The 22,836-nt window shown below is 38.1% G+C and carries 14 protein-coding genes; 7 read left to right on the top strand and 7 right to left on the bottom strand.

Annotated features, from left to right (window positions below; translation table 11 throughout):
• Positions 1 to 5: 5 nt before the first annotated feature.
• Positions 6 to 950, bottom strand: a complete 945-nt coding sequence (locus tag HME7025_RS03950) for an aldo/keto reductase (protein WP_109322395.1) — start codon at positions 948 to 950, stop codon at positions 6 to 8.
• 1,871 nt (positions 951 to 2,821) lie between these two features.
• Positions 2,822 to 4,006: a helix-turn-helix domain-containing protein gene (locus HME7025_RS03930; RefSeq protein WP_109322391.1), complete on the bottom strand. Its 1,185-nt coding sequence runs from the start codon at positions 4,004 to 4,006 to the stop codon at positions 2,822 to 2,824.
• A 532-nt stretch (positions 4,007 to 4,538) separates the two neighbouring features.
• Between HME7025_RS03930 and HME7025_RS03925 the strand changes: the two genes are divergently transcribed.
• Positions 4,539 to 7,190 (top strand): DUF7133 domain-containing protein, encoded by a 2,652-nt coding sequence (locus HME7025_RS03925; RefSeq protein ID WP_109322390.1) that lies wholly within the window; start codon positions 4,539 to 4,541, stop codon positions 7,188 to 7,190.
• A gap of 97 nt (positions 7,191 to 7,287) precedes the next feature.
• Here HME7025_RS03925 and HME7025_RS03920 read toward each other — a convergent pair whose 3' ends face one another.
• On the bottom strand, positions 7,288 to 7,713 hold the full coding sequence (locus HME7025_RS03920) for a DUF6526 family protein (protein ID WP_109322389.1): 426 nt from the start codon (positions 7,711 to 7,713) through the stop codon (positions 7,288 to 7,290).
• 312 nt (positions 7,714 to 8,025) lie between these two features.
• On the opposite strand from HME7025_RS03920, the gene HME7025_RS03915 reads away from it, so the two are divergent.
• From HME7025_RS03915 to HME7025_RS03895, 5 genes are all read left to right on the top strand, one after another.
• Complete coding sequence (locus HME7025_RS03915; protein ID WP_109322388.1) at positions 8,026 to 8,652, top strand: MgtC/SapB family protein; 627 nt, start codon at positions 8,026 to 8,028, stop codon at positions 8,650 to 8,652.
• A gap of 60 nt (positions 8,653 to 8,712) precedes the next feature.
• Positions 8,713 to 9,939, top strand: a complete 1,227-nt coding sequence (locus HME7025_RS03910; RefSeq protein ID WP_109322387.1) for a BaiN/RdsA family NAD(P)/FAD-dependent oxidoreductase — start codon at positions 8,713 to 8,715, stop codon at positions 9,937 to 9,939.
• Positions 9,940 to 10,041: 102 nt separating this feature from the next.
• Entirely contained in the window at positions 10,042 to 10,545 is a 504-nt protein-coding gene (locus tag HME7025_RS03905; RefSeq protein ID WP_109322386.1) for a gluconate 2-dehydrogenase subunit 3 family protein, read from the top strand.
• Positions 10,546 to 10,563: 18 nt separating this feature from the next.
• Positions 10,564 to 12,282 carry a GMC oxidoreductase gene (locus HME7025_RS03900; RefSeq protein ID WP_109322385.1) on the top strand — a complete coding sequence of 573 codons (1,719 nt, stop codon included), beginning with the start codon at positions 10,564 to 10,566 and terminating at the stop codon, positions 12,280 to 12,282.
• Between the two features lie 135 nt (positions 12,283 to 12,417).
• Positions 12,418 to 13,302, top strand: coding sequence for an alpha/beta hydrolase (locus tag HME7025_RS03895; protein ID WP_161956204.1), 885 nt, complete (start codon positions 12,418 to 12,420; stop codon positions 13,300 to 13,302).
• Here the strand turns inward: HME7025_RS03895 and HME7025_RS03890 are convergent.
• Positions 13,299 to 15,110 carry a heparinase II/III domain-containing protein gene (locus HME7025_RS03890; protein ID WP_109322383.1) on the bottom strand — a complete coding sequence of 604 codons (1,812 nt, stop codon included), beginning with the start codon at positions 15,108 to 15,110 and terminating at the stop codon, positions 13,299 to 13,301. The two genes, HME7025_RS03895 and HME7025_RS03890, sit on opposite strands and share 4 nt — an antisense overlap.
• A 72-nt stretch (positions 15,111 to 15,182) precedes the next feature.
• Between HME7025_RS03890 and HME7025_RS03885 the strand changes: the two genes are divergently transcribed.
• Positions 15,183 to 16,220, top strand: a complete 1,038-nt coding sequence (locus HME7025_RS03885) for a carboxypeptidase-like regulatory domain-containing protein (RefSeq protein WP_109322382.1) — start codon at positions 15,183 to 15,185, stop codon at positions 16,218 to 16,220.
• A gap of 53 nt (positions 16,221 to 16,273) precedes the next feature.
• Here the strand turns inward: HME7025_RS03885 and HME7025_RS03880 are convergent, their stop codons facing one another.
• From HME7025_RS03880 to HME7025_RS03870, 3 genes are read right to left on the bottom strand one after another with little or no spacing between them, the layout of a single operon-like run.
• On the bottom strand, positions 16,274 to 17,623 hold the full coding sequence (locus HME7025_RS03880; RefSeq protein ID WP_109322381.1) for a PhoPQ-activated pathogenicity-related family protein: 1,350 nt from the start codon (positions 17,621 to 17,623) through the stop codon (positions 16,274 to 16,276).
• 30 nt (positions 17,624 to 17,653) lie between these two features.
• The gene (locus HME7025_RS03875) at positions 17,654 to 19,291 is read right to left on the bottom strand and encodes a SusD/RagB family nutrient-binding outer membrane lipoprotein (protein ID WP_109324970.1); all 1,638 of its coding nucleotides are present in this window, start codon (positions 19,289 to 19,291) and stop codon (positions 17,654 to 17,656) included.
• Positions 19,292 to 19,314: 23 nt separating this feature from the next.
• Positions 19,315 to 22,725 carry a SusC/RagA family TonB-linked outer membrane protein gene (locus tag HME7025_RS03870; protein WP_109322380.1) on the bottom strand — a complete coding sequence of 1,137 codons (3,411 nt, stop codon included), beginning with the start codon at positions 22,723 to 22,725 and terminating at the stop codon, positions 19,315 to 19,317.
• Positions 22,726 to 22,836: the final 111 nt, after the last annotated feature.

Below are 22,836 nucleotides of genomic sequence, written 5' to 3'. Positions count from 1 at the left end.
TAGGTTTATTGCTTTCTAGCTATATTATTTTCAGGTCTTCCTTCAAACCACATCTGATTTTTAACCGGAGCAATGATTTCAACTAATTCCAAAAGTAAGCCTTCGGGGATGAGAAAATCTACCGCTGCCACATTTTCTTGAATGGTTTTCATATCACACATCCCCACGATGGTAGTGGCAATATCTGGATGATCCATAGCAAAACGTAAAGCTACATCACTCAGGCGCACTTGGTATTTTTCACAAACAGCTAATAAGCGAGGTTGAAGAGATTTCACTTCATAGGATGCATTATGCCAATCAGGCAAAGTAGCATCTGAAAGAATTCGCTGCATCAAAGGAGCCGCATTCATTAAGCCAAAATCCAATTCCTTGGATAAAGGGACTAATTCCGAATTAATTTCATCTTGCAATAAATTATAGTGGGCCCAAGATAGGACGGTATCTACTTCTACTTCCCTTGCTATAGAAGCCAAATAATTAACTGGTAAGCCAGTTATACCTACAAATCTGGCTTTGCCCGATTTTTTAACTGCTTGAATGGCCGGAATAGCTTCATTTAAGACCTGTTCTTTTGAACCAAACTCAATATCATGCAATTGATATAAATCCACATAATCGGTTTGCAGTCTTTTTAAAGAATCATCAATACTGCTTAGAATCTTTTGATAAGAAAAATCAAATTCTCTTAAATCATATCGACCAGCTTTGGTTGCCAAATAGACTTCATTTCTTTTACCTTTCAAGGCTTTACCCAAACGAGTTTCTGCCAAAGTAATCCCATAAAATGGGGCTACATCCACAAAATTCACCCCATGATCAATCGCATAATGAACGGCCGAAATCCCCTCTTTTTCATCACACTCTTCAAAAACATTTCCTAAAGGTGAGGCACCAAAGCCTAAAATAGATACTTGTAAATTCGTTTTGCCTAGACGACGGTAGCGCATAAAAAATGGTAAATTATAATTGGTAAATTAAAGAATCAAGCTAGTAGAAAAATCAGAAATCTCTATCCTTATTTCGTCTAAATTTAGAATGATTTTTCTCAAAATCTTAGACAGACTGTTGAATATAACTGATAAAATTCAACAATGACCAAGTTCTTTGGCCCGTTTATCATTTACAATTCCCTTTCCGCTTCGCTCATGCTACGTTCCCATCTTTCGTTGGATTTACTATTCAATGGAGAATGAAGAATGTAGAATTTTTGATAGAAAACATCGTCGTGCAGCCCTGCGAAATGTGATGAACGCAGCGGTAGACGAGGTTTTGACCTCAGCATGGGCGATGTGCGTCGGCGTCAAAAGTATAGGCGATAGCGGAGTGATTCACGGTTCCGCGAAGCGGAATTCGCCTTGGCTGAACGACAAAAAAAGATTTTTATGTTTCTTTTTTTTCAAAAAAAGAAAGGCCTTAGTATATGCTGAAAAGTAGTGTCATTTTAAAACAACAAGATAGAGTATTACAAAAGCGTTTAACCGAAGATTTAATTCTATGACATTTATTAAAAAAAAGGCTTTAGTAAGCGAAGAATGTAGAATGGAGAATGTAGAATTATTAAGATTTAGGGATTTGAATATAGAAAGCCCCCCATTTATACTTTATAATTCACCATTTACAATTCCCTTTCCGCTTCGCTCATGCTGCGTTCCCATCTTTCGTTGGATTTACTGTTCAATGGAGAATGAAGAATGTAGAATGTAGAATGTAGAATTTTGATAGAAAACATCGTCGTTCAGCCCTGCGAAATATGATGAACGCAGCGGTAGACGAGGTTTTGACCTCAGCATGGGCGATGTGCGTCGGCGTCAAAAGTATAGGCGATAGCGGAGTGATTCACGGTTCCGCGAAGCGGAATTCGCCTTGGCTGAACGACAAAAAAGAAGTTTTTTTGTTTCTTTTTTTGTCCAAAAAAAGAAAATCAATAGTATATGCTGAAACGTATTGTTATTTTGAAACAACATGAAAAAGTCCCACAAAATAGCTTTGCCGAAGATTTAATTCATATGGTATTTCTTTTTTTTCATAAAAAAAGAAACAAAAAAAACGGAAGAAATACGGTTAATGTAAAATGTAGAGTGAAGAATGTAGAATGTAGAATTTTGATAGAAAACATCGTCGTGCAGCCCTGCGAAATGTGATGAACGCAGCGGTAGACGAGGTTTTGACCTCAGCATGGGCGATGTGCGTCGGCGTCAAAAGTATAGGCGATAGCGGAGTGATTCACGGTTCCGCGAAGCGGAATTCGCCTTGGCTGAACGACAAAAAAATCTTTTTTTGTTTCTTTTTTTGTCAAAAAAAGAAAGGCCTTAGTATATGCTGAAAAGTAGTGTCATTTTAAAACAACAAGATAGAGTATTACAAAAGCGTTTAACCGAAGATTTAATTCTATGACATTTATTAAAAAAAAGGCTTTAGTAAGCGAAGAATGTAGAATGGAGAATGTAGAATTATTAAGATTTAGGGATTTGAATATAGAAAGCCCCCCATTTATACTTTATAATTCACCATTTACAATTCCCTTTCCGCTTCGCTCATGCTACGTTCCCATCTTTCGTTGGATTAACCGTTTAATGTAGAATGAAGAATGTAGAATTATTAGGATTTAGGGATTTGAATATAGAAAGGTACCCCCATTTATACTTTATAATTCACCATTTACAATTCCCTTTCCGCTTCGCTCATGCTACGTTCTCATCTTTCGTTGAACTAACCATTCAATGTAGAATGGAAAATGAAGATTGTAGAATGTAGAGTTATTAGGATTTAGGGATTTGAATATAAAAAGCCCCCCCATTTATCATTTATAATTAATCATTTACAATTTCTTCACGTATTCCATAGGAGTGGTACCTTCTTCCTCTTGAAATGCACTGATAAATCGATATAAAGTACCGAAACCAGAGGTCAAGGCTATGGATTCCATATCATCTTGACTTAAATTTTGAGATTTTTTCTCTTCCAAAAGCTTCTTTGCATGAGAAATACGCAATTGAGCACGCAATTTGGTGAACTTGGATTTGATAATATAATTAAAACAATAATAGATGTGGTGTTTAGGAATATCCAATTTTAAGGCTAGGAAATCCACATTGAACTCGGGGTCCAGATACCATTTTTCTTCGTGAATATTATCTAATATATACTTGGCATCTTGCTGGAACGGATCATCCGACTTCCCAACAAAAGAATACACATCACTAGCATCCACTTTGTGTTCAAAATTCTTCCGTTTGCCTTTTTTATGAATAGGAATACCATAAAGAATAGGAGGAAATGCCAGAATTAATAATGGTATAGTCAAGAAAAATACGCCTGTCAAATAACCGAGTGGAGATGAATTAACTAATTCTTTGTTAACCACATCAGAAAAAATAAACATGATTGCACCTGCAAAATAGCTAGCACAGGCTAAGGTAGATAAGGATATCAACCAAACAAGCCAGCGCTTAATTAAGGTCTTTTGTGCTGAAACGGGTCCATATTTGGCGAGACTACGATTATAGCGAAGGAACAAGGCTATCGTCGCAATTAGATAAATCATGAAAAACATTGGACGCCCAATGACATTAAAATAACTCGGATAAAGGACACCTTCATTCCACACTTTAAGTACTTCAGGATTATCAATAATCTTTCTAGCTACAATAAGCTTGTAATCCCAGTTTTTGAAATAGAATGGAACGATGGACAAGAAAGAAATTACTGCTGGAATAAAATGAAAATAATCCCTTCGAGACAGCTTGTTACGGTCAGTCAATGTTCCTCGAACATAAAAAAACAAAAACGGACCAAACAGATAATACGTAGGGGTAATATGGTAATTAAAGACCGCCATTAATGACGCGTTATCTCCCATAAAAGCAAAATAATGCAAAAGGCCAGACAAGGCGATCGTTACTAAAAAACCAGTTAAATAGATCGTATTTTTGTTTACACGAAAGTTAAACACGGCCAATACCAATGAAATAATGAGTTTGAAAGCGACTATGTAGATTAACATTTTCTAATTCAATTATTTCGGTTTGACATTAGAATGGCTGGGATAGAATACGCTCCAAAACAGAGAGAGACAACAGATTTCTCTTCTGTCGCTTCTCGAATGAGATTATTGGAGAAATACGAATTATAGAACAGCTCAAACTTTATTATAGAATGGTAAACGCAAAGGTATATTGATTTTTCAATCAGCCTAATATTTTTAACAATATTTTCGATTAACCTAAAACAAAAAAAACAGGCTCAATATCACTAATAAAGCATTTATACCACTAAATCACTCATTTTGAAGGAGCTAACAATTCAAATTGTTGTAAAGATTATTTTAATAGTAAAATAACATTTTAATCATGTAACAACAATTTAATCAAATCGTATGGTCATTATCTACAAATGATATAACGAACCAAATTGAAAATAGACTCTTCCATGACCGAAAAATAAATACATTCTATACCCTACAATGTCCAGAATGTTTTATGAGGAAAAATCTTATTTTTGCCAACCATTATTAAAAAACACTCAACCTATTCCATATGTTAAAATTGTCACTCAGTTTAATTTATTCTTTTTTACTTTTTTGGGGATATCAATTTCTACAACCCCCTATCGCTGAAAATAGTACAAAATCCATCGTTGCTGTCGACACCCTTTCCAATGCTTCAGCATGGCCTACTCAAGACATTCAAGTCAGTAATTTTGCTTCAGCAGACTTAGCTCCCAGTCCTGCTTGTATTGCCGTAGCTGCCACAGGTGAGGTATTTGTAGGAATTGACCAAATTGGATCTTTAGGAAAAACACCTGGTAAGGGATACATCTTAAAATTAATTGATTCCAACAATGATGGTCGCGTAGATCAGCAAAGCAAATTTGCCATGGTAGATAATCCCCGTGGGATTATTTCATTAGGCGACAAATTATATGTGCTTCATACCGTCTTTTCGCCTGAAACAAAGAAAGCTACAGGAATGGATTTAGTGGTTTTTGAAGACAAAAATAAAGACGGAGTAGCCGATGGCCCTTCGAGTCCATTAATTCAACATATCAGTTCTCCCAAGTTTTTACAAAGTAGAGGAACTGACCATGCCACCAATGGTATCAGAATGGGAATTGATGGCTGGATTTACATTGCTGCGGGCGACTTTGGTTTTCATAATGCCACTGATAGAAGCGGAAAGAAAATCACCATGCTAGGTGGTGGAATTGTCCGAGTAAGACCTGATGGGACTGAAATGGAAGTATACACCCATGGTACTAGAAATATTTATGATGTAGCTATAGATCCCTACATGAACATTTTCACACGCGATAATACCAATGATGGCGCAGGATGGAATATCCGTTTTAGCCACCACATTCAATCAGGCGAATATGGTTACCCGCTATTGTTCAAACATTTTACTGAAGAAATCCTGCCAGCCTTAGTGGATGTAGGTGGTGGATCTGGAACTGGTTCTTTGTTTATGGATGAGCCTACTTGGCCAGCCAAATACAATCAAGTACCTATGATGGCCGATTGGGGAAATAGCATATTGTACATTCATCGTGTGACGCCTGACGGTGCTAGTTATACGCAAAAAGATGAAACATTCATTAAATTAAAACAAATCACGGACCTAGATGTAGACGGTTCTGGTCGACTATACCTTGCTGCTTGGGATGGAGCAGGATATTCAGGAAATCCCAACAAAGGATTCGTGGTTAGAGCTGTACCTAAAGGCTGGACTTACCAAGCCTTTCCACAGGTGAGTCAATTGTCGAACGATGAATTAGCTAAGCTTTTACAATCAAATAGTGCGGTAGCGCGTTTAAACGCTCAACAAGAATTATTAACGAGGGATCAAAAAGTGACGGCTGCCATAGCTTGGAAATTAGCGGCAGATAAAAAGGCTCCATTGTATGCTCGTTCGGCAGGTATATTTACTTATGCTCAAGTTGCAAATGAGCAAGGTATATTACAATTGGTTAAATTATTGGCTGATAAAGATGTGAAAGAGCTGGCCATCAGAGCATTGGCAGACAGAAAGACTAAAAATAAGTTAGTACCCATTCAGCCCATCATATTGGCTTTACAAGATGCCTCTCCGAGAGTACGTGTAAGTGCAGCTATTGCTTTGGGAAGATTAGGCAAACAAGAAGCTATTCCTGCGCTTTTACAAGTAAAAGTTCCTAACTCTTTTGTAGCACCTCCCAAAGATCAAGAAGGTCCTCATGCTACTCCCAATTCAGCCATCATTCCTGCACACGTTGCCGTACAGGCATTGGTGAAATTAAATGCAGTGAATGCCTGTGTAAAAGCAATTTCAGGTCCCAATTCAACCATTGCTTTGTGGGCATTGCGCTACATGCACCAACCCACTGCTGTCAATGGTCTTATTGCCGCTTATAAAAAATCTACCAATATTACTTTCAAAAAGCAATTATTGGCTAATCTAGCTAGACTTTATAAAAAGGAAGCTGATTATGAGGGAGAATATTGGTGGAGCACTAAGCCCAATGGACATGGCCCTTACTATAAAACAGTAGATTGGGAATCGAGTCCGATCATCAAAGACTTTATTTTAGCTGAGTTCCAAAAAGCCAATGAGGCCGACAAAGCTTATTTTGTAGATTTGAATGAGAAAAATCAAATGGAAATAGCCGAATTAGGAACAACTGCGAATAATCTAGCCAAAGATGAACCGAAAGTTGACTTGGCTTCTATCCGTAATAAAAAAGGTCAAATCGGTAATGCCTCCATTGAAGACATCATGCTAGCCATGGCTCAAATCAAAGGAAATCCAGCAACAGGTAGATCCTTATTCACCAAGCAAGGTTGTGTGGTTTGTCACAGTTTAAAAAGTGGAGAAACATTGAAAGGCCCATTTATGGGTCAGATTGGTGCTATCATGAGTCGGGAACAAATAGCAGAATCAATCCTCAAACCTAACGCTTCTATATCACAAGGATTCGTAACGGTATTAATAACGACAAAAGACAAAAAGGAGCACATGGGTTTTGTCACGGCTGAATCTCCGGATCGAATTGTGATGAGAGATATTACAGGTCAAATTACAAGTATCAGAACTGCCGATATCCGATCAAGAAAAGAAATGGAAACATCGATGATGCCTGATGGTTTAACGAATGAACTTTCCTATGAAGAGTTTGCTTCCTTAATCACTTTCTTGTCCGAACAAAAAAAGTAAACGATTAATCAGAGTAAATCTGAATACACGAACATGTAAATACAAAAGCTCAGGATTTAAACCCTGAGCTTTTGTATTTAAATAGATCAGCGATAAATTAAACCCGCATAAAATCTCCTTGCCATTCACGAATGGACTTCTTGATTTCCTTTGGACTTAGGTTTTGTAAAATAGCTCTATCGATTAATTCTAATAACTCATCGTCACTCGCAAAACGCAAAGCAACAATTTGATGGATGTCAAGCATATTTTCCTTTTCAGTAAAAGGCACATTCATTAATTGAAAATAACGCAAACGCATTTCCAATCGAATAATTCGATCTTGATTTTTATTCGCATATATACGTGAAACAAACGAAATTAAAATAAATAATAAACCCACTAATATATACAGCCAATCATTTGCCAGATCTTCCAAGGCCAATTTAACAGTCCAAATAAAAAAGAAAAAAGCAAGCGGGAGAATTATAAAATGATGCAAATGATAATACCTAGTATGGGTATCGTATTCTTGATGATTCATTGATGGTTAATTTAGTTTTTATGGAGTAGATAAAATGATAATTTTATCAATTTTATCAAAATGATTCTATAAAGCAAACTCCATTTAATAAATTATTTGAAAATGAGAACAAATGTCAATTTTATAAGGTAAATCTAGCCTAACTCATCAAATAAGCATCGTTTTATGTTTAAACAGGATATTAAAATTCCTCGTCAAAGCTTTGGGTTCAAAAATCACTCCCATCTATTACACATAAAGATCAATGGCACCATTGACCAATTATCCAACAATTAGCGTTAATTTCCGTTTAAATTCAAAATCTATTTTCTGATGTATATCGATTTAGAACGTATTCTTTTATCTATTTTAATTGGAGCTGTCATTGGCTTGGAAAGAGAGTATCGTTCCAAATCCGCTGGCTTAAGAACGATGATTTTGGTATGTGTAGGCTCATGTATTTTCACCTTGCTCTCGTATAAAATTGGATTGGGCAGTCAAGACAGAATTGCGGCCAATGTTTTAACTGGAATAGGTTTTCTGGGTGCTGGAGTTATTTTTAGAGAAAAAGATCGAGTAACTGGAATCACTACGGCAACAACGATTTGGGTTGTTTCGGCCTTGGGTATGACCATCGGAGCAGGTTTTGAATTATTGGCTTGTTTCACCTCAGCCATTGTTATTTTAATCTTAAGTGCCTTTATTTTAGTTCAAAACTTCATTAGTAAGCTTAATCACGTACGTGTATATACGTTAAAGTTTGAATATTCTGACACCTTTGATTACAAGTATGTGGAACAATTATTCAAAAAGCTTAAAATGAAGATTCTGTATTCTCAAAAAATTAAATCTGGCAAGGATTTCACCTTTAACTTAACAGTTCAAGGTTCAGAAAAAGCTCATCATATGATTGCAAGCCAATTATTAAAAAATGACCAAATTAAGCACTTGGAATTCTAAGAGTGATTCGTTGTTAGAGATTAGCGTTTAGTTATTAGAGGTCTTGATAGGTAAAAAATAATGTCAAAAGATTTACATATTAGTGTTATTGGTGGAGGGGCGGCAGGTTTTTTTGCGGCGATTGCTGCAAAAAGTCATAATCCCCAAGCCCAGGTTCAAATCCTCGAAAAAACATCGCATTTTTTAGCTAAAGTAAAAATATCAGGAGGCGGCCGATGTAATGTTTGCCATGCCGAATTCCATAACAGGAAATTAGCCGAACATTATCCAAGAGGAGAGAAATTTCTAAAAAAAGCCTTTGAACAGTTTAATGCGACTTCGACCATGGAATGGTTTGAGCAGCGCCTGGTAGCCCTTAAAACCTATCCCGATGGTTGCGTCTTTCCTTTATCCAATACCTCGCAAAGCATCATCGATTGTTTCTTAAGAGAAGCCAAAAAGCTCGACATTGAACTAATCTTACATCATGGAATTGATAGGATTGAAAAGCGTGAAGATGGGGGCTTTGTACTACATTCCAAGGATAAAACAATCAAAACAGATCGAGTAATCGTGACGACAGGTGGTCAACCCAAATTAAGTGGGCTACACTGGCTGGAAGAAATTGGTCATCCCATCATTCCTCCTGTACCCTCTCTTTTCACTTTTAACATGCCGAATGAACCCATCAAGGAATTTATGGGTCTCGTGGTGGAAAAGGCTACTGTGAGAATTGAAGGTCAAAAACTTGTCGGCAAAGGACCATTGTTGATTACCCATTGGGGAATGAGTGGTCCTGCAATTTTACAACTCTCTGCCTGGGGAGCCAGAATCCTAGCAGCATTCAATTACCAGTTCTTTATTTTAGTCAATTGGTTAGATGAAACCAAAGAATCTGAACTGCGAGATACCTTAGAAAACACGCGCAAAATACATGGTGGAAAAATGATCAGCAATCACTGTCCCTTTCCTATTCCTGCCCGACTTTGGAACTTTCTATTAGCTAAAAACGATGTATTACCCGCATCTCGATGGAACGAGATTAATCCTAAACAAATCAATAAATTGGTCAATACCCTATTAAATGATCGCTACCAAGTGATGGGAAAAACTACATTTAAGGAAGAATTTGTTACTGCAGGAGGTATTGATCTCAACGAAATCCATGTTCAAAGCATGGAAAGCAAACAAGTACCAGGAATGTTTTTTGCAGGAGAAGTGATGGATATTGATGGTATTACTGGAGGGTTTAATTTCCAGGCGGCCTGGACTACCGGTTATATTGCTGGAAAACATGCAGCTCTATAAGCCTGTAAATCAGGTTGACAATTGCTTTTTATTTCAATATTTTTGTTTACTCTTTTCTACCCAATTTGAAGAAGAGATTTTCTTTACTCTACCTATTACAACATGAACAGAAGAAGCGCCTTAAAAAACCTAAGTTTGGTTTTAGGTACCTCCGCTTTACCCAACTGGGCATACCAGTGGAACCAAGATTCATTTCCCGCTCTACTGGGGCCTAACACCGAATTATTAGGAGCTATAGTTAATGCCATCATACCTGAGACTGATAGTCCAGGGGCCAAAACGATTGGCGCTCACTTATACATTGAGCGGATGGTGAAAGATTGTATGAGCAAAGAAGACCAACAAGCCTTCCAAAATGGATTGCAAAAGCTGGCTTCTTTGGCCTTGAAAAACTACCAAAAAGGATTCCCTCAGTTGAGCAGTCAAGATCAAATCAGCCTTTTAACTGGTTTACAAAACTCTACTTTACCAGAAGAAAGTCAGTTTTTCAAACGCCTAAAAGGCCTCACCTTAGCATCCTATACGAGTTCAGAATATTTCCTTACTCAGCATAGAAATTACACCATGGCTCCTGGGTTTTACCATGGTTGTGTCCCTGTTCAATAAGAATTTACCTCTCAAGACATGTCTAATTTTAATATAGATTCAAAAAAACAAAGAACCTTTGATGCCATCGTGGTGGGTTCTGGTATTAGTGGTGGTTGGGCTGCCAAAGAACTTTGCGATAATGGTTTAAAAACATTGGTTTTAGAGCGTGGTCGTGATGTGAAACATATCGTAGATTACCCTACAACCTTAAAGGAGCCATGGGAATTTGATCATTTGGGAGCATTAACCAAAGAAATGAAAGATGCCAATCCCATCGCTACCAAATGCTATGCATTCAACGAGGATTCATCCCATTTTTTTGTTAAGGACAAAGAACACCCTTACATTCAAGAGAAACCATTTGACTGGATTCGAGGATATCAAGTGGGCGGTAAGTCATTACTGTGGGCTCGTGGTACTCAGCGCTGGTCCAAATATGATTTTGAAGGTCCTGCACGAGATGGATTTGATAATCACTGGCCAATCACCTATCAAGATTTAGCTCCTTGGTATAGCCATGTAGAAATATTTGCAGGTGTAAGCGGAAACAAAGACGGATTAGAGCAATTACCAGACGGAGAGTTTTTGCGTCCTCACGAACAATCTTGTGTTGAAAAACATTTTTCATCCGAGATGAAAAAACATTACAAAGGAAACCGTCCGGTTATCATCGGTCGCTGTGCTCACCTAACTGACCCTCAACCCATCCACTTCAAGCAAGGCCGCGCTCAATGTCAGCAGCGTGACTTATGCCAAAGAGGTTGTCCTTTCGGAGGTTATTTTTCTAGTAATGCTTCTACCCTGCCTTGGGCACAAAATACGGGTAACATGACCCTAAGACCTAACTCGGTCGTACATTCGATTATTTACGATGAAAAATCGGGCAAGGCTTCAGGAGTTAAAGTGATCGATAGCAAAACAAAAGAAGAAATTCATTTTTATGCCAAAATCATCTTCTTAAATGCCGCCACTATCAATACGAACTTGATCTTGTTGAATTCCAAGTCGAACCGCTTCCCTAACGGATTAGGTAATGACAATGGTTTAATGGGGCATTACATTCACTTCCATAACTTCCACACAGGAGTGTCAGCCGAATATGAAGGAATGTTAGAAAGTAAAACAGAAGGAATTCGTCCGAACGGAAGTTATATCCCTCGTTTCCGCAATGTGTTCAAACAAGAAACCGATTTCTTGCGTGGTTATGCAGCAGGTTTTAGTGCTCGCAGACCCATCATCACTAATCAAGAAGGGATTGGTCAAGAATTGAAAGACAATTTATTCCAAAAGAAATATGGCAATTGGCAGGTAGGTTCCCACTTCATGGGAGAAACCATCCCGAAACATTCCAATTATGTCAAATTAGATGGTAGTAAAAAAGACGACTGGGGTGTCCCTTTGGCTCGACTTCATGTAGATTTTGATGATAATGATCGCAAAATGGAGCAAGATTACCAAGACCAAATGGCGGAAATGTTGACCTTAGCAGGCTTTAAAAACATTAAATCCAATCCAAAAAAGACTTGGAATCCAGGTTTAGATATCCATGAAATGGGCGGTGTTATCATGGGAAATGACCCTAAAACATCCCAATTGAATAAGTGGAACCAATTGCATCATTGTAAAAATGTTTTTGTAACGGATGGAGCAAGTATGACTTCCAATTCCACGCAGAACCCATCTTTAACCTACATGGCATTAACTGCCCGTGCTGCGAATTATGCTGTTGCTGAGTTGAAGAAGAAAAACCTGTAAGAGAATTGTAAATGGTGAATGGTAAATGGTGAATGAGGGGAAATAAATGGTGAATGGTAAGTGGTAAATGGTGAATGAGGGGAATAAAATTGTGAAAGGTAAATGGTAAGAGGTAAATTGTAAATGATTTTTGATATGAAAAAAAGCTTCGTTATTGCCTCCGGTATTTACCTGTTACCTCTGTTCATTTTCCTCTCTTTTTCTTCATTTGGTAAAAATGGGGCGGATTCCACTGCTTATAAGTCCATATTGAATTTAGCTTACGGAAATGCCCCAGAGGAAAGGAATTTATTGGACATCTTTTTACCCAATCAAGTCAATTCCAATACCAAAATGTTGGTATTCATTCATGGAGGATATTGGACCAAAGGAAGTAAAAACCAATTACCCAAACCCTTGATTCAATTATTAGCAGGTAAAAAAGGCTATGCCGTTGCATCCATCAATTACCGTTTGGTAAAAGACAATAAAAATCGTTATCCAGCCCAAATGGAAGACATCCAACAAGCTTTACGATTCTTAAATCTTAAAGCTGATAGCCTTGGATATAAGAGAGGGGAATTCGGTCTTTTAGGTGCAAGCGCTGGTGCCTATTTGGCTTTGATGTATGCCTACACAGCAGATCCTCAAAAAGAAATAAAAACGGTCATTGATATTGTTGGACCTACCGACTTCACCGATCCCATGGTGCGAGGGAAAAACGATGAAGCAGACAAGACTATTACCAATTTTTTAGGCGTTGCTGACCCTAATGCTCCCTTGGCCAAAGAATCAAGTCCATTACTTCGAGTAAGCGCTGCATCAGCCGTCCCAACCATCATTTTTCATGGTGAAAATGATGAGGTAGTCCACGTTCAACAGGCCAAAAACTTGTATGCCAAACTAAATCAATTGGGCGTCAAAACACAATTAGAATTGTACCCCAATGAAACCCATGAAATGAGAAAAAGCCTATTTAGCGTTTTCATGAAAATGGGCATCTGGTTAGACCAAGTGTATCCAAGTGGCAGTAAAAACTAGTTTTCAGGTGCTAACAACACTTGATATTTCCATGTTTGACCTGCTTGAGTCGCTAATTTAAATCCTACAAAACGTGTCCCTGGATTAGGTGCATCATAGTCGTGATTCGGTTCTGATGACCATGTAATCCATTCTCCTTTTACTCCTTTGATTTGAAGATTCAGTCGCTTCCCATTTTGGGTCAAATAAGCCTTGCCGGATTGCTCCTTATGAAACTCAGCCGTGGTGAGCATCGTCCAAACTAATTCCCCTCCTTGCTTGATTGATAAAATCTGATCACTAATTTCCAAAGAACGATTGTCCAATAGTGCCACTTGGCGATGGACTCCTGATGCTTGTTCTGGATATAATGAACTTAAATCAAGGCCAAATGCTTTACGTTTGCTTGAATTTTGTATCCCAATTACTTCTGACTTCCCCTTGACAGCTTGTAATTGATTGTTTAAGGTTAGTGTATTATGTGACCTATTATGATAGCGAAAAACATCCCAACGCTGAGCGTTTTGTTCTTTACCCCAAATAGCCACCCCTTTTGATTCCAATGATTCATAATCTTGCATCCCGAAATCCATCGCCCAACGCTCTCCTAAAGCATCAAAAACAAAGGATCCAACATCCATATGCCCATGATTAACGGATGGTGATCCCCCTTTCACACCAACGTATAAGGCATTTTTATCTGTCCAAGAAGAACGCATCATAGCTACTGGATTAGGACCTCCTCCCAAATAAGTTAATTCCTGTGGTAATTGAGGATTGACCAATGATGCCCCTTTTCCCCAAACCATCACAAGAGGTAGCAGTCGATCCGACACTAAATTCTTGGCCGTTTTTAACGTATTTATTTCCGTAAACAATAAACTATTATTTTGAGTCTTGGCCGCAAACCAAAACATGGCTGGATGAAAGCCTATCCCATCTCCTGAATCCGAGTAATTAAAATTCTTACCTGATGGTCCCGCCATGTGCAACATATAGTTGGCACTGGCATAAAAACCAGGTAATTGATTCAATCCAAAGTCGGAACCATATACCTTTTCAATGGCATCATTATACAGCACTTGAAACGAAGTACCATATCCCCAATAGGCGTAACCCTCTGGATAAGCTCCATCAGGACCATAATCTTTCATCGGTAAAATAATGGATTTTTGTGCCCGTTGAATTAATTCCTGAGCCTTGGCAGGATAATCTTCCTGAATGGCTAAAATCCCTAAACTCATTCCCGCATTACAAACTTGATTCCAATTATGACTCGCTTTCAACCAACTTGTATAGCGCTCATCGTAAGATGGTTCTATCCCTTTGGATAAAATGGCAGCTCGGATGATTTGTTTTGATTCAGTAGATAAAGCCTCAAATAACCAATCGTAACCTATTGCCACAGCCGTAGTCATTTCCGCCACATCCAAAAAATGGGATGGATTCCAATCCGTAAATTGACAAATTTGAAGCAACTCTTTCTCTGCTCTTTGCGCATATTTAAGTTGTTTTGTCATTCGGTAAGCATAGGACCAAAACAAGGTTCTTCGTAACATCTCTCGAGATACACCTAACAGCCTCCTGCCAATTTGTTTACGAATCAAAGGCTCTTTCAACAATAACCCATCGGCTTCTTTCAAAATTTGTTGATGCAAATTGGCCCACAGCGTATCCTGCTGAATATTTCGCTGAATGATGGCCTCATCCGACTTTAAAAATAATAATCGAGGATGCCCTTGAGCCGCTGGAATCAATGTGCTAAATTCTTGTGCCCAAGTAAATTGTGCCAATAAAAGGCAGTAAATAAGGAATCCTTTTTTCATCATGTTCTAATAGGTTTTGTAATGTCAAACATTTAGTAAATTTGACCATCATGTTTTCATGACCTAACCAAATATATGAAATCATTCTCCAAGCTGTATTGCCTGTCTCTACTTTTGATCTGTTGCTTTTTCAATGGCATAGCTCAATCTACTTTTACGCTATCAGGCACTATTGAAGACAAACAGAAAAAAGAAGGGGTTTCCTTTGCGCATGTCTATTTAAATGGCACTTCTTTTGGTACGCAAGCTGATGATAAAGGTCATTTTACTTTAAAAAATGTTCCATCTGGAAATTATCAATTTCTGATTTCTATGGTGGGTTATCAACCGCTCTCCGTTCCCATCACCGTTCAGCAGGATATCAAAAACCTACACTTTGATATGATAGAAAACATCACGGACTTGGTGGAAATTAAAGTGCAAGGCCAAAGAGACCGAGTCTGGGAAAAACAAATCCGTCAATTTGAAAATGAATTTCTAGGAAGGGACATTGACCGTGATTTGGTCAAAATTCTGAATCGGGAAGTCATCGATTTTGAATACGATCCTAGTACGAAAACGCTTAAAGCAAGCTCAAAAGAGCCTCTTTTGATAGAGAACAAAGAATTGGGATATCTATACCATGGATTCTTAGTCGGATTTGAAAAAGCGCCTAGGCAATTAAACTTTAAATCAAGTGGTTATTTTGAAGCATTAGACCCCGTTTCACCCAAAGAAAAAAACAAATGGGAGAAGAACCGAAAATATGCCTTCCAAGGATCCATCAGGCATTTTCTTTTGGCATTCATCAATCAATCATTGGGGAATGAGGGCTTCTATGTGACCTATTACAAAGAAAACCGATTGAGTAATCCGCCACCATTTAAATTAGAAGAAGCCCTTTTCACGACAAATAAACCAGACATTTTTGCCATTGATTTAAAAGGCATCATCAATGTGGAATTTGATTCTCCAAGGCAATTTTCCAAACTTAAACCCATGACTAAGACCATCCTCATCGAAAAAAATGGCACCTTAATTGACCCCTACTCCATGGAGGTTTTTGGGAAAATGTCAGAGTCTAGAATGGGACATGAGCTCCCATTGGACTATGTGTATGAATTAAAAAAATAGAAATAAAAAAAACACCCGACAGAGTCTATCGGGTGTTTTTAGAAGAAATCAAATTACAATACTTTATCGGTATCTGTTGTAAAAATTCGAGTGCTAATGGTATAACTTCCTCCATTAGGATCCTTATATTTTAAATCCATATAAAAAGCTTGGTAGCCCTTTTTCACATATGGAATCACATATTTTACCGTGTTTCCTTCTGGTTTAACTCTTCTTGTCAACCATAGATTATTTCTAAAATCACGATCAGAGGAAGTTGTTCCCCAAATGGCCGCATCTTCTAAATCTGTCGGATTAGCATTGACCGTTAATTCAAAACCATCTTTACCTTTTACCACGTTCCATGTTGGAACAGGCACTTCCTTGTTTTGAAGAGATAATCCAAAGAAAGCACTTAATGCCTCAATCGCCTGTTTTCCACCTGCCAAATCATGGCCTGCATTAGGAACATAATGAATTAAGTTTTTACCTGGAATTTGATCGAAATAATGCTTGATAGCATCCGCTGTCCAATAGGGGTCATTTGTTCCGATAAAGATGATTTTTGGAACCGTCATGTTTGCCCGATATGAATAAGGGTCAATCATGGAATTGATAGCTTTACCTACTGGTGTTCCTGTACCTTGAGGGATACCTAATTTGACATAGTCCTCAATTTGATCACTATATTCACCATAGGTGTCCTTTTGATAATTCAACGTTGCTGGCATGTTCAGCATATCAATAACCATAGGACCAATGGCTTTTACACGCTTATCACCAATGGCACTAGATAACCAAGTAGTCCAACCACGCTTAGAAGCTCCCGAAATCACAAAATCTTTGACTTGGATATTAGCCTTCTTACTAGCAAACTCTTGGATGGCATCCATTCCTCTAACGGCCGACTTAACCATAGGAAATAATAATGGCCAAGTGTGATCTCCCGTTTCTCTGAATTGATGTAAGGTATAAGAAATCAACTCATCTTCTGTTTTACCACCATAAAGAGGCTGGTTAGGAACTTGTTTGATGAGCGCTACAATGGCATGATTTTTAGCCGCGACCATGGATAAAAAGGTCCACAACTTATCCTCTTTACTCCAGTTAGGCTGCTCATCTTTATTACTTCCACCAGTAATAAAAAGCATAGCCCCTTCATAATTCACTTTAGCTGGAATAATGATGGTTAACTGGTGCTTCCAAGTGATATTTTGCCACTTTTGAGACGTTAATAAGACATGGTATCCTTTGGAAGTTCCTAAAGAAACGGAGTCTTTCAACTCCCATTGATACGACTTGTCGCCATTGGCCAAATAACTTTTCAAGGCTGTTTCAGGGGTTACCTTTTGGGCAACTCCTGAAAATGCCAAAAGGCAAAAAGCACTAATACTTAACGCTACTTTTTTGATACTTTGATACATATTTAATCTGGTTAAAGGTTTAGCTTTTGATTACCAAGGTTTTCCAGTACCCTGAGATACCCATGGCTTAGACCAAGGACTATTTTTACCATCCGCTTCTGAATAAGTAGTTGTTTCCAATTTATTCATAGCAGCTTCCGTATTTACTTTATTTAAATTTCTTTCATCTAGCATATAGTAAAAACGAACTGGCAATACCTTACGAATGGCAGCTGGACCTGCTGTTAAAACAGGGAAACCTGTTCTGCGGTAATCAAACCAAGCCTCTTGGGCCGCAGTCCAACTAGAAATCCACTTTTGCTCAATGATTTGACTCAGCGTTCCATCAAATGCTACTCCTGGATTTGTGATGTAAGTAGCATAAGTTCCACCAACACCCCAAGTATCTAATGAGGCTTTCACTCCAGCTTCATAATGTGCTTTGGCAGTACCACCTACAGCCCAACCTTTCAAGGCAGCTTCTGCTAAAATAAATCTTACTTCAGCAGCCGACATCATTCTTGATTTCAATAATGGGCCTTTGGCTTGACGGTAAATATCGTTAACCCATGAAACGTGAGGATTATTGGCTCCCTGCTCAGCCGTAGGACTCAAATTATAAGATGCTCCACCAATGATACCAGTAGGTAATCCAACATATTCAGGATGTGTATTTACATCTCTACCTACCACTTTATCAGGTGCCAAATAGCGTTTTCCTCCTTCAATTTTATCGGTTCCTTTAGGTAAACTAGCATCCACCACTAATGGAATCTGTACTTTATTAGCCCATATACCAATTCTAGGGTCTTTTAAGTCCAATAATTTATTCACGAAAGTGGCTGCCATTTTAATTCGACGGTAGTTGGAAGCACTAGCATCATACACCGCATTAGATGGCCAAGAATCACTATCACTATTTCCTGCAAATGGCATAGCTGCATCATCTGCAATAGCCGTAATGATTGGATATTGCGTAGCATTTGCCAAAATCTTCTCAATTCCTGCTTTAGCTACATCAGGTTTCTTGGCAGAAATACGCATGTAATAGCGTAATGCCAATGAATTCGCTAATTTTCTCCATTTAGAAGCATTTCCTTGATAAAATACGTCGGCCGTTCCAGGAGTACTTGGATAGGAAGCTTTCGACAATAGATTATTAGCTGTTTCTAAATCGGCTAAAATACCTGTGTAAATCGTTTCCTGTGTATCGTAAGCTGGAAAAGTATTAGTAGCACCACCTTCAGCTCCCTTTAATGCAGCTGTATATGGAGCATCACCCCACAAGTCAGTTATCAATCCAAACATCATGGATTTAGTCACAAGAGCAATACCTTGATGTAATTCCAAATTCAAGGTAACCGAACGGTTATACACATATTGATTATTACGAAGTATATCGTAGTAAGAAGCCCATGATTGGCTTCCTCCCCACTCATAGGTATTATGGCCACCGGACCATCCATCCTTTTGAGTATGTTGCATGACACCCGCAATATCTTGATAACCTAAGTTAACAAAAGCCTTGCCTGTTTCAGTTAATACGGTAGACATCACTAAATTAGGATTAGCAGTCTCCGGATTGATCCCATTGGGATTTTGATTGAGCACAGTTAAATCCTTACAAGAGTAAAAACTACCCGATAGGATTAGCACCAATGCCATTATTTTATATGAAGTATTTTTCATGATCTTTTGCTGTCTAAATTTCATTAAAAAGTTAAACCTAATTTGAAACCAACAGGAATAACCCAAGGGGTTACGTTGTAACGCTCAATTCCTTGTTTGAATTGAGTACCACCACCCTGAACTCCTGCCTCTTGTTGGAAAGCTGTTTCAGGATCAATGTTAATTTTCGCTTTAGTCCAAAGGATGATATTACGACTGTACACCGAGAAGTTGGCATTTTGAACACCAATTTTCTTTAACCATTGCTGTGGTAAATCAATACCAATGGAGATTTCACGCAATTTTAAATAATCCGCATCATATAAGAACGCACGTGTAAATGACCAAGCAGTAGATCCTGCAAATGGAAGTGTTGTTGTACCTGTATTACCCAAGTTTTCTCTATATCCTGTTGGATTACCTGATGTGTCATAACCTGTAGCAATTACCCCTGGAATAAATACACCTCCATGAGGGAAGTTATAAGGGCCATACTTAAATCCATAAGGACCATATTCTGGCGTTGGTCCACCCACCAATGGGAAATAATTCCCTGTAATCTTGATTAAATTCTCTTGATTGGCCACTAAATAGCTCTTTAGTGCATCTCCAGTCAATCCGTTAGGATTAATCAATTTGTCTAAGAATAATTGAGAACGACCATTCTCTTCTCCATAACGATAGGTTTGAGAAACGAATTGACCGCCACTACGCCAATCGAATGACATATTTAAACTCAAACGCTTGTAAGAAATGGAAGTCTGCATACCTAAGATAAAGTCAGGATTGAAGTTTCCAATCTTATTTCGGGTGTTAATAGCATCAACCGACTGCCACTTACCTGTATTATCCAAAATTGGATAGCCAAAATAAGGGGAAGCTTTATCTTTAACTGTGACAATCTGGGCATCATAAATATCCCCAATTTCCTCTCCTACATAAGTCCATGCGCCTCCTTTGGCATCTTGCCATAAAGTGTAATAAGGAAGATCATCTGATAATTCAACAATTCGGGTTCTATTGCGAGTCCAGTTTAAATTAACATCCCAGTTCCAATTGGAAGATTTAACTGGTGTAAAACCCATCGTTAATTCAACTCCTTTGCTAACCAATAAACCAGCATTGACATTTTTTAAGGAATACCCCGATGATGGAGGCAATTTGGTACTCAAAATTTGGTTCCTATTTTCTACTTGATAATAAGTTCCTGAGAAACGTAGTCGATTTCGGTATAAACTTAAATCAAAGCCTGTTTCATAAGAGGTTACAATTTCAGGTTTCAAATCAGAAATCAATAATGTTCCTGGAGTACTCAAACGAGGAATTCCATCCCAAGTTCCTGCATTACCTAGAGTTCCTAATAATTGATAAGGATTGGCATCATTACCTACTTGAGCTACACCACCGCGGAATTTAAATAAATCCACTTGATTTGGCATATTGAACATTTCATTAAACAAGACGCTCAAAGAGGCTGAAGGGTAGAAATACGATCGGTTAGCAGCTGGTAAAGTACTTGACCAGTCATTACGAGCCGTAACATCCAAGAAAATCATGTCTTTATAGCCAATATTAGCTAAACCGTATCCACTATAAATAGCACGTTGGAACCAAGTACTATAATAGTCTAAGTTGGCTGGAGCAATATTTTGAACGTTAAATGCCCCTGGTACAATTAAACCCGTACCGCTTTTACTAGCATTGGTAATATTAGAACCACGTTGATAACGGGCATTACCTCCTATAGAGAAAGATAGACTAAAGTCTTTGATATCTTTTTTGTAAGTAGCTAAGAAGTCAGCATTACTTTCAAAGTTGGCTAAATTAATATTACCATAAGCACCTCTTGGATCATTAGTATAACTATTCGCAATTTTCATCTCACGCTGCTCCGTATAAGTATCTAAAGCATAGCGGCCCATCAAACTTATTTCGGGAGTGATTTGATAATCCAATCGGATGTTTCCAAACAAACGATCACGCACAAATCCATTATTAACCTCATAGGCTAAGAAATAAGGATTATTATAAACGGTATTATATTGAGTTCTTTGTTGCAAACCCTCTTGACCAGGCATCCAATAATCTTTTAAATCTAAGATATCAATGTGTGGGGATACGTTATATGCCCATTCCAAAGGATTGGTTCCTCGGTTTCCTGCAGGACGGTTATTGGAAGACGAACGACTTATATCTAAATTATTACTTAGGGTCAATTTCTTATTGACTTTAATCGATGTATTTAAGTTTAAGGTATTTCTAAACAAATCAGAATTAGGAATAATACCTCGGTTCTGCATATTTGAGTAAGACAAACGGTAATTAAATTGATCATTACTATTCGCAATGGAAATACCGTTAGTTGTAGTGATACCTGTTTGAACAAATTTGGCCACATTATCCTTGTGTGAAATTAAAGGAGTAGCTATTTTCTTTCCATTGGCATCAACAGGACTATTCCATTGAACTTCAGAATAACCTTTGTCTAATTCGGCACCATAGGTGGCGCCCACTTCTTCTTGAATCAATTTTCCAAAGGCATTTGAAAGAGGATTACCCGTAATAGAAACGGGGATAGCCGAAAACTGACCAGGACCAAATTTAGTCTGCCACTTCAAAAACTTATAAGGATTATCGAAAACGGTATTAGATGTAATATTTACAGTCATCTTTTTGGACTTAGAACCTGACTTGGTCGTGATTAACACGACACCATTACCAGCTCTTGAACCATATAGAGCTGCAGCACTAGGTCCTTTCAAGACTGAAACATTTTCTATATCTTCTGGATTCAAACCAGAAATTGAGTTTCCAAAGTCGGCCCGATTGTCATTTCCTACCTGACTAATATTATTCAAGGTATTAGCTAATGGCACACCATCAATCACAAATAGAGGCTGATTATCAGTACTTAATGAATTGGCACCACGGATAACCATGCTAACAGATGAACCTGTACCTCCGGTAGAGCTGATGGTAACACCTGCCATTTTTCCGGCCATGGCATTTAACACGTTTTCTTGAGCCACACGGTTCATTTCTTTACCATCCACTTTGGCTACGGAATACCCCAAGGATTTCTCCTCTCTTCGTATACCTAGAGCCGTCACCACCACTTCATTTAACATGGAGGTTCCTGGATTTAAGCTAACATCAATTTTCTTTTGATTACCTACGCGTACTTCTGTTGGTTCAAAACCCACTGAAGAAAAGACTAATACGGCATTGGGGCCTGATACCTCAATGGAATAATTTCCAGCTTCATTGGAACTACTTCCTCGGGAAGTACCTTTTAGGCTGACATTGGCACCAGGGATTCCTGTACCATCTTGCTTAGAGCTGATTTTTCCTGTAACTACCTGACTTTGAGCCATCAAAACTGGACTGCAAACAGTTAATAGCCACACAGAAAAAAACCACCCTCTCAATTTTTGTTGAGTGAAGTTTACTTTCATGGTTGTGATAAATAGGTTTAAAATAAGTTGAACAGCGAGCAATATAAGTAAAATTCTAATTTACCTATTTAAATTTCAATTAATTCTAAGTAAAAATAGGATGAACGGCTA

Origin of the sequence: Aquirufa nivalisilvae (assembly GCF_003143535.1) — a bacterium.
GTDB classification, from domain to species: domain Bacteria; phylum Bacteroidota; class Bacteroidia; order Cytophagales; family Spirosomataceae; genus Aquirufa; species Aquirufa nivalisilvae.
The sequence above is the reverse complement of the archived record's forward strand: the minus strand, read 5'-3'. Positions and strand labels throughout refer to the sequence as shown.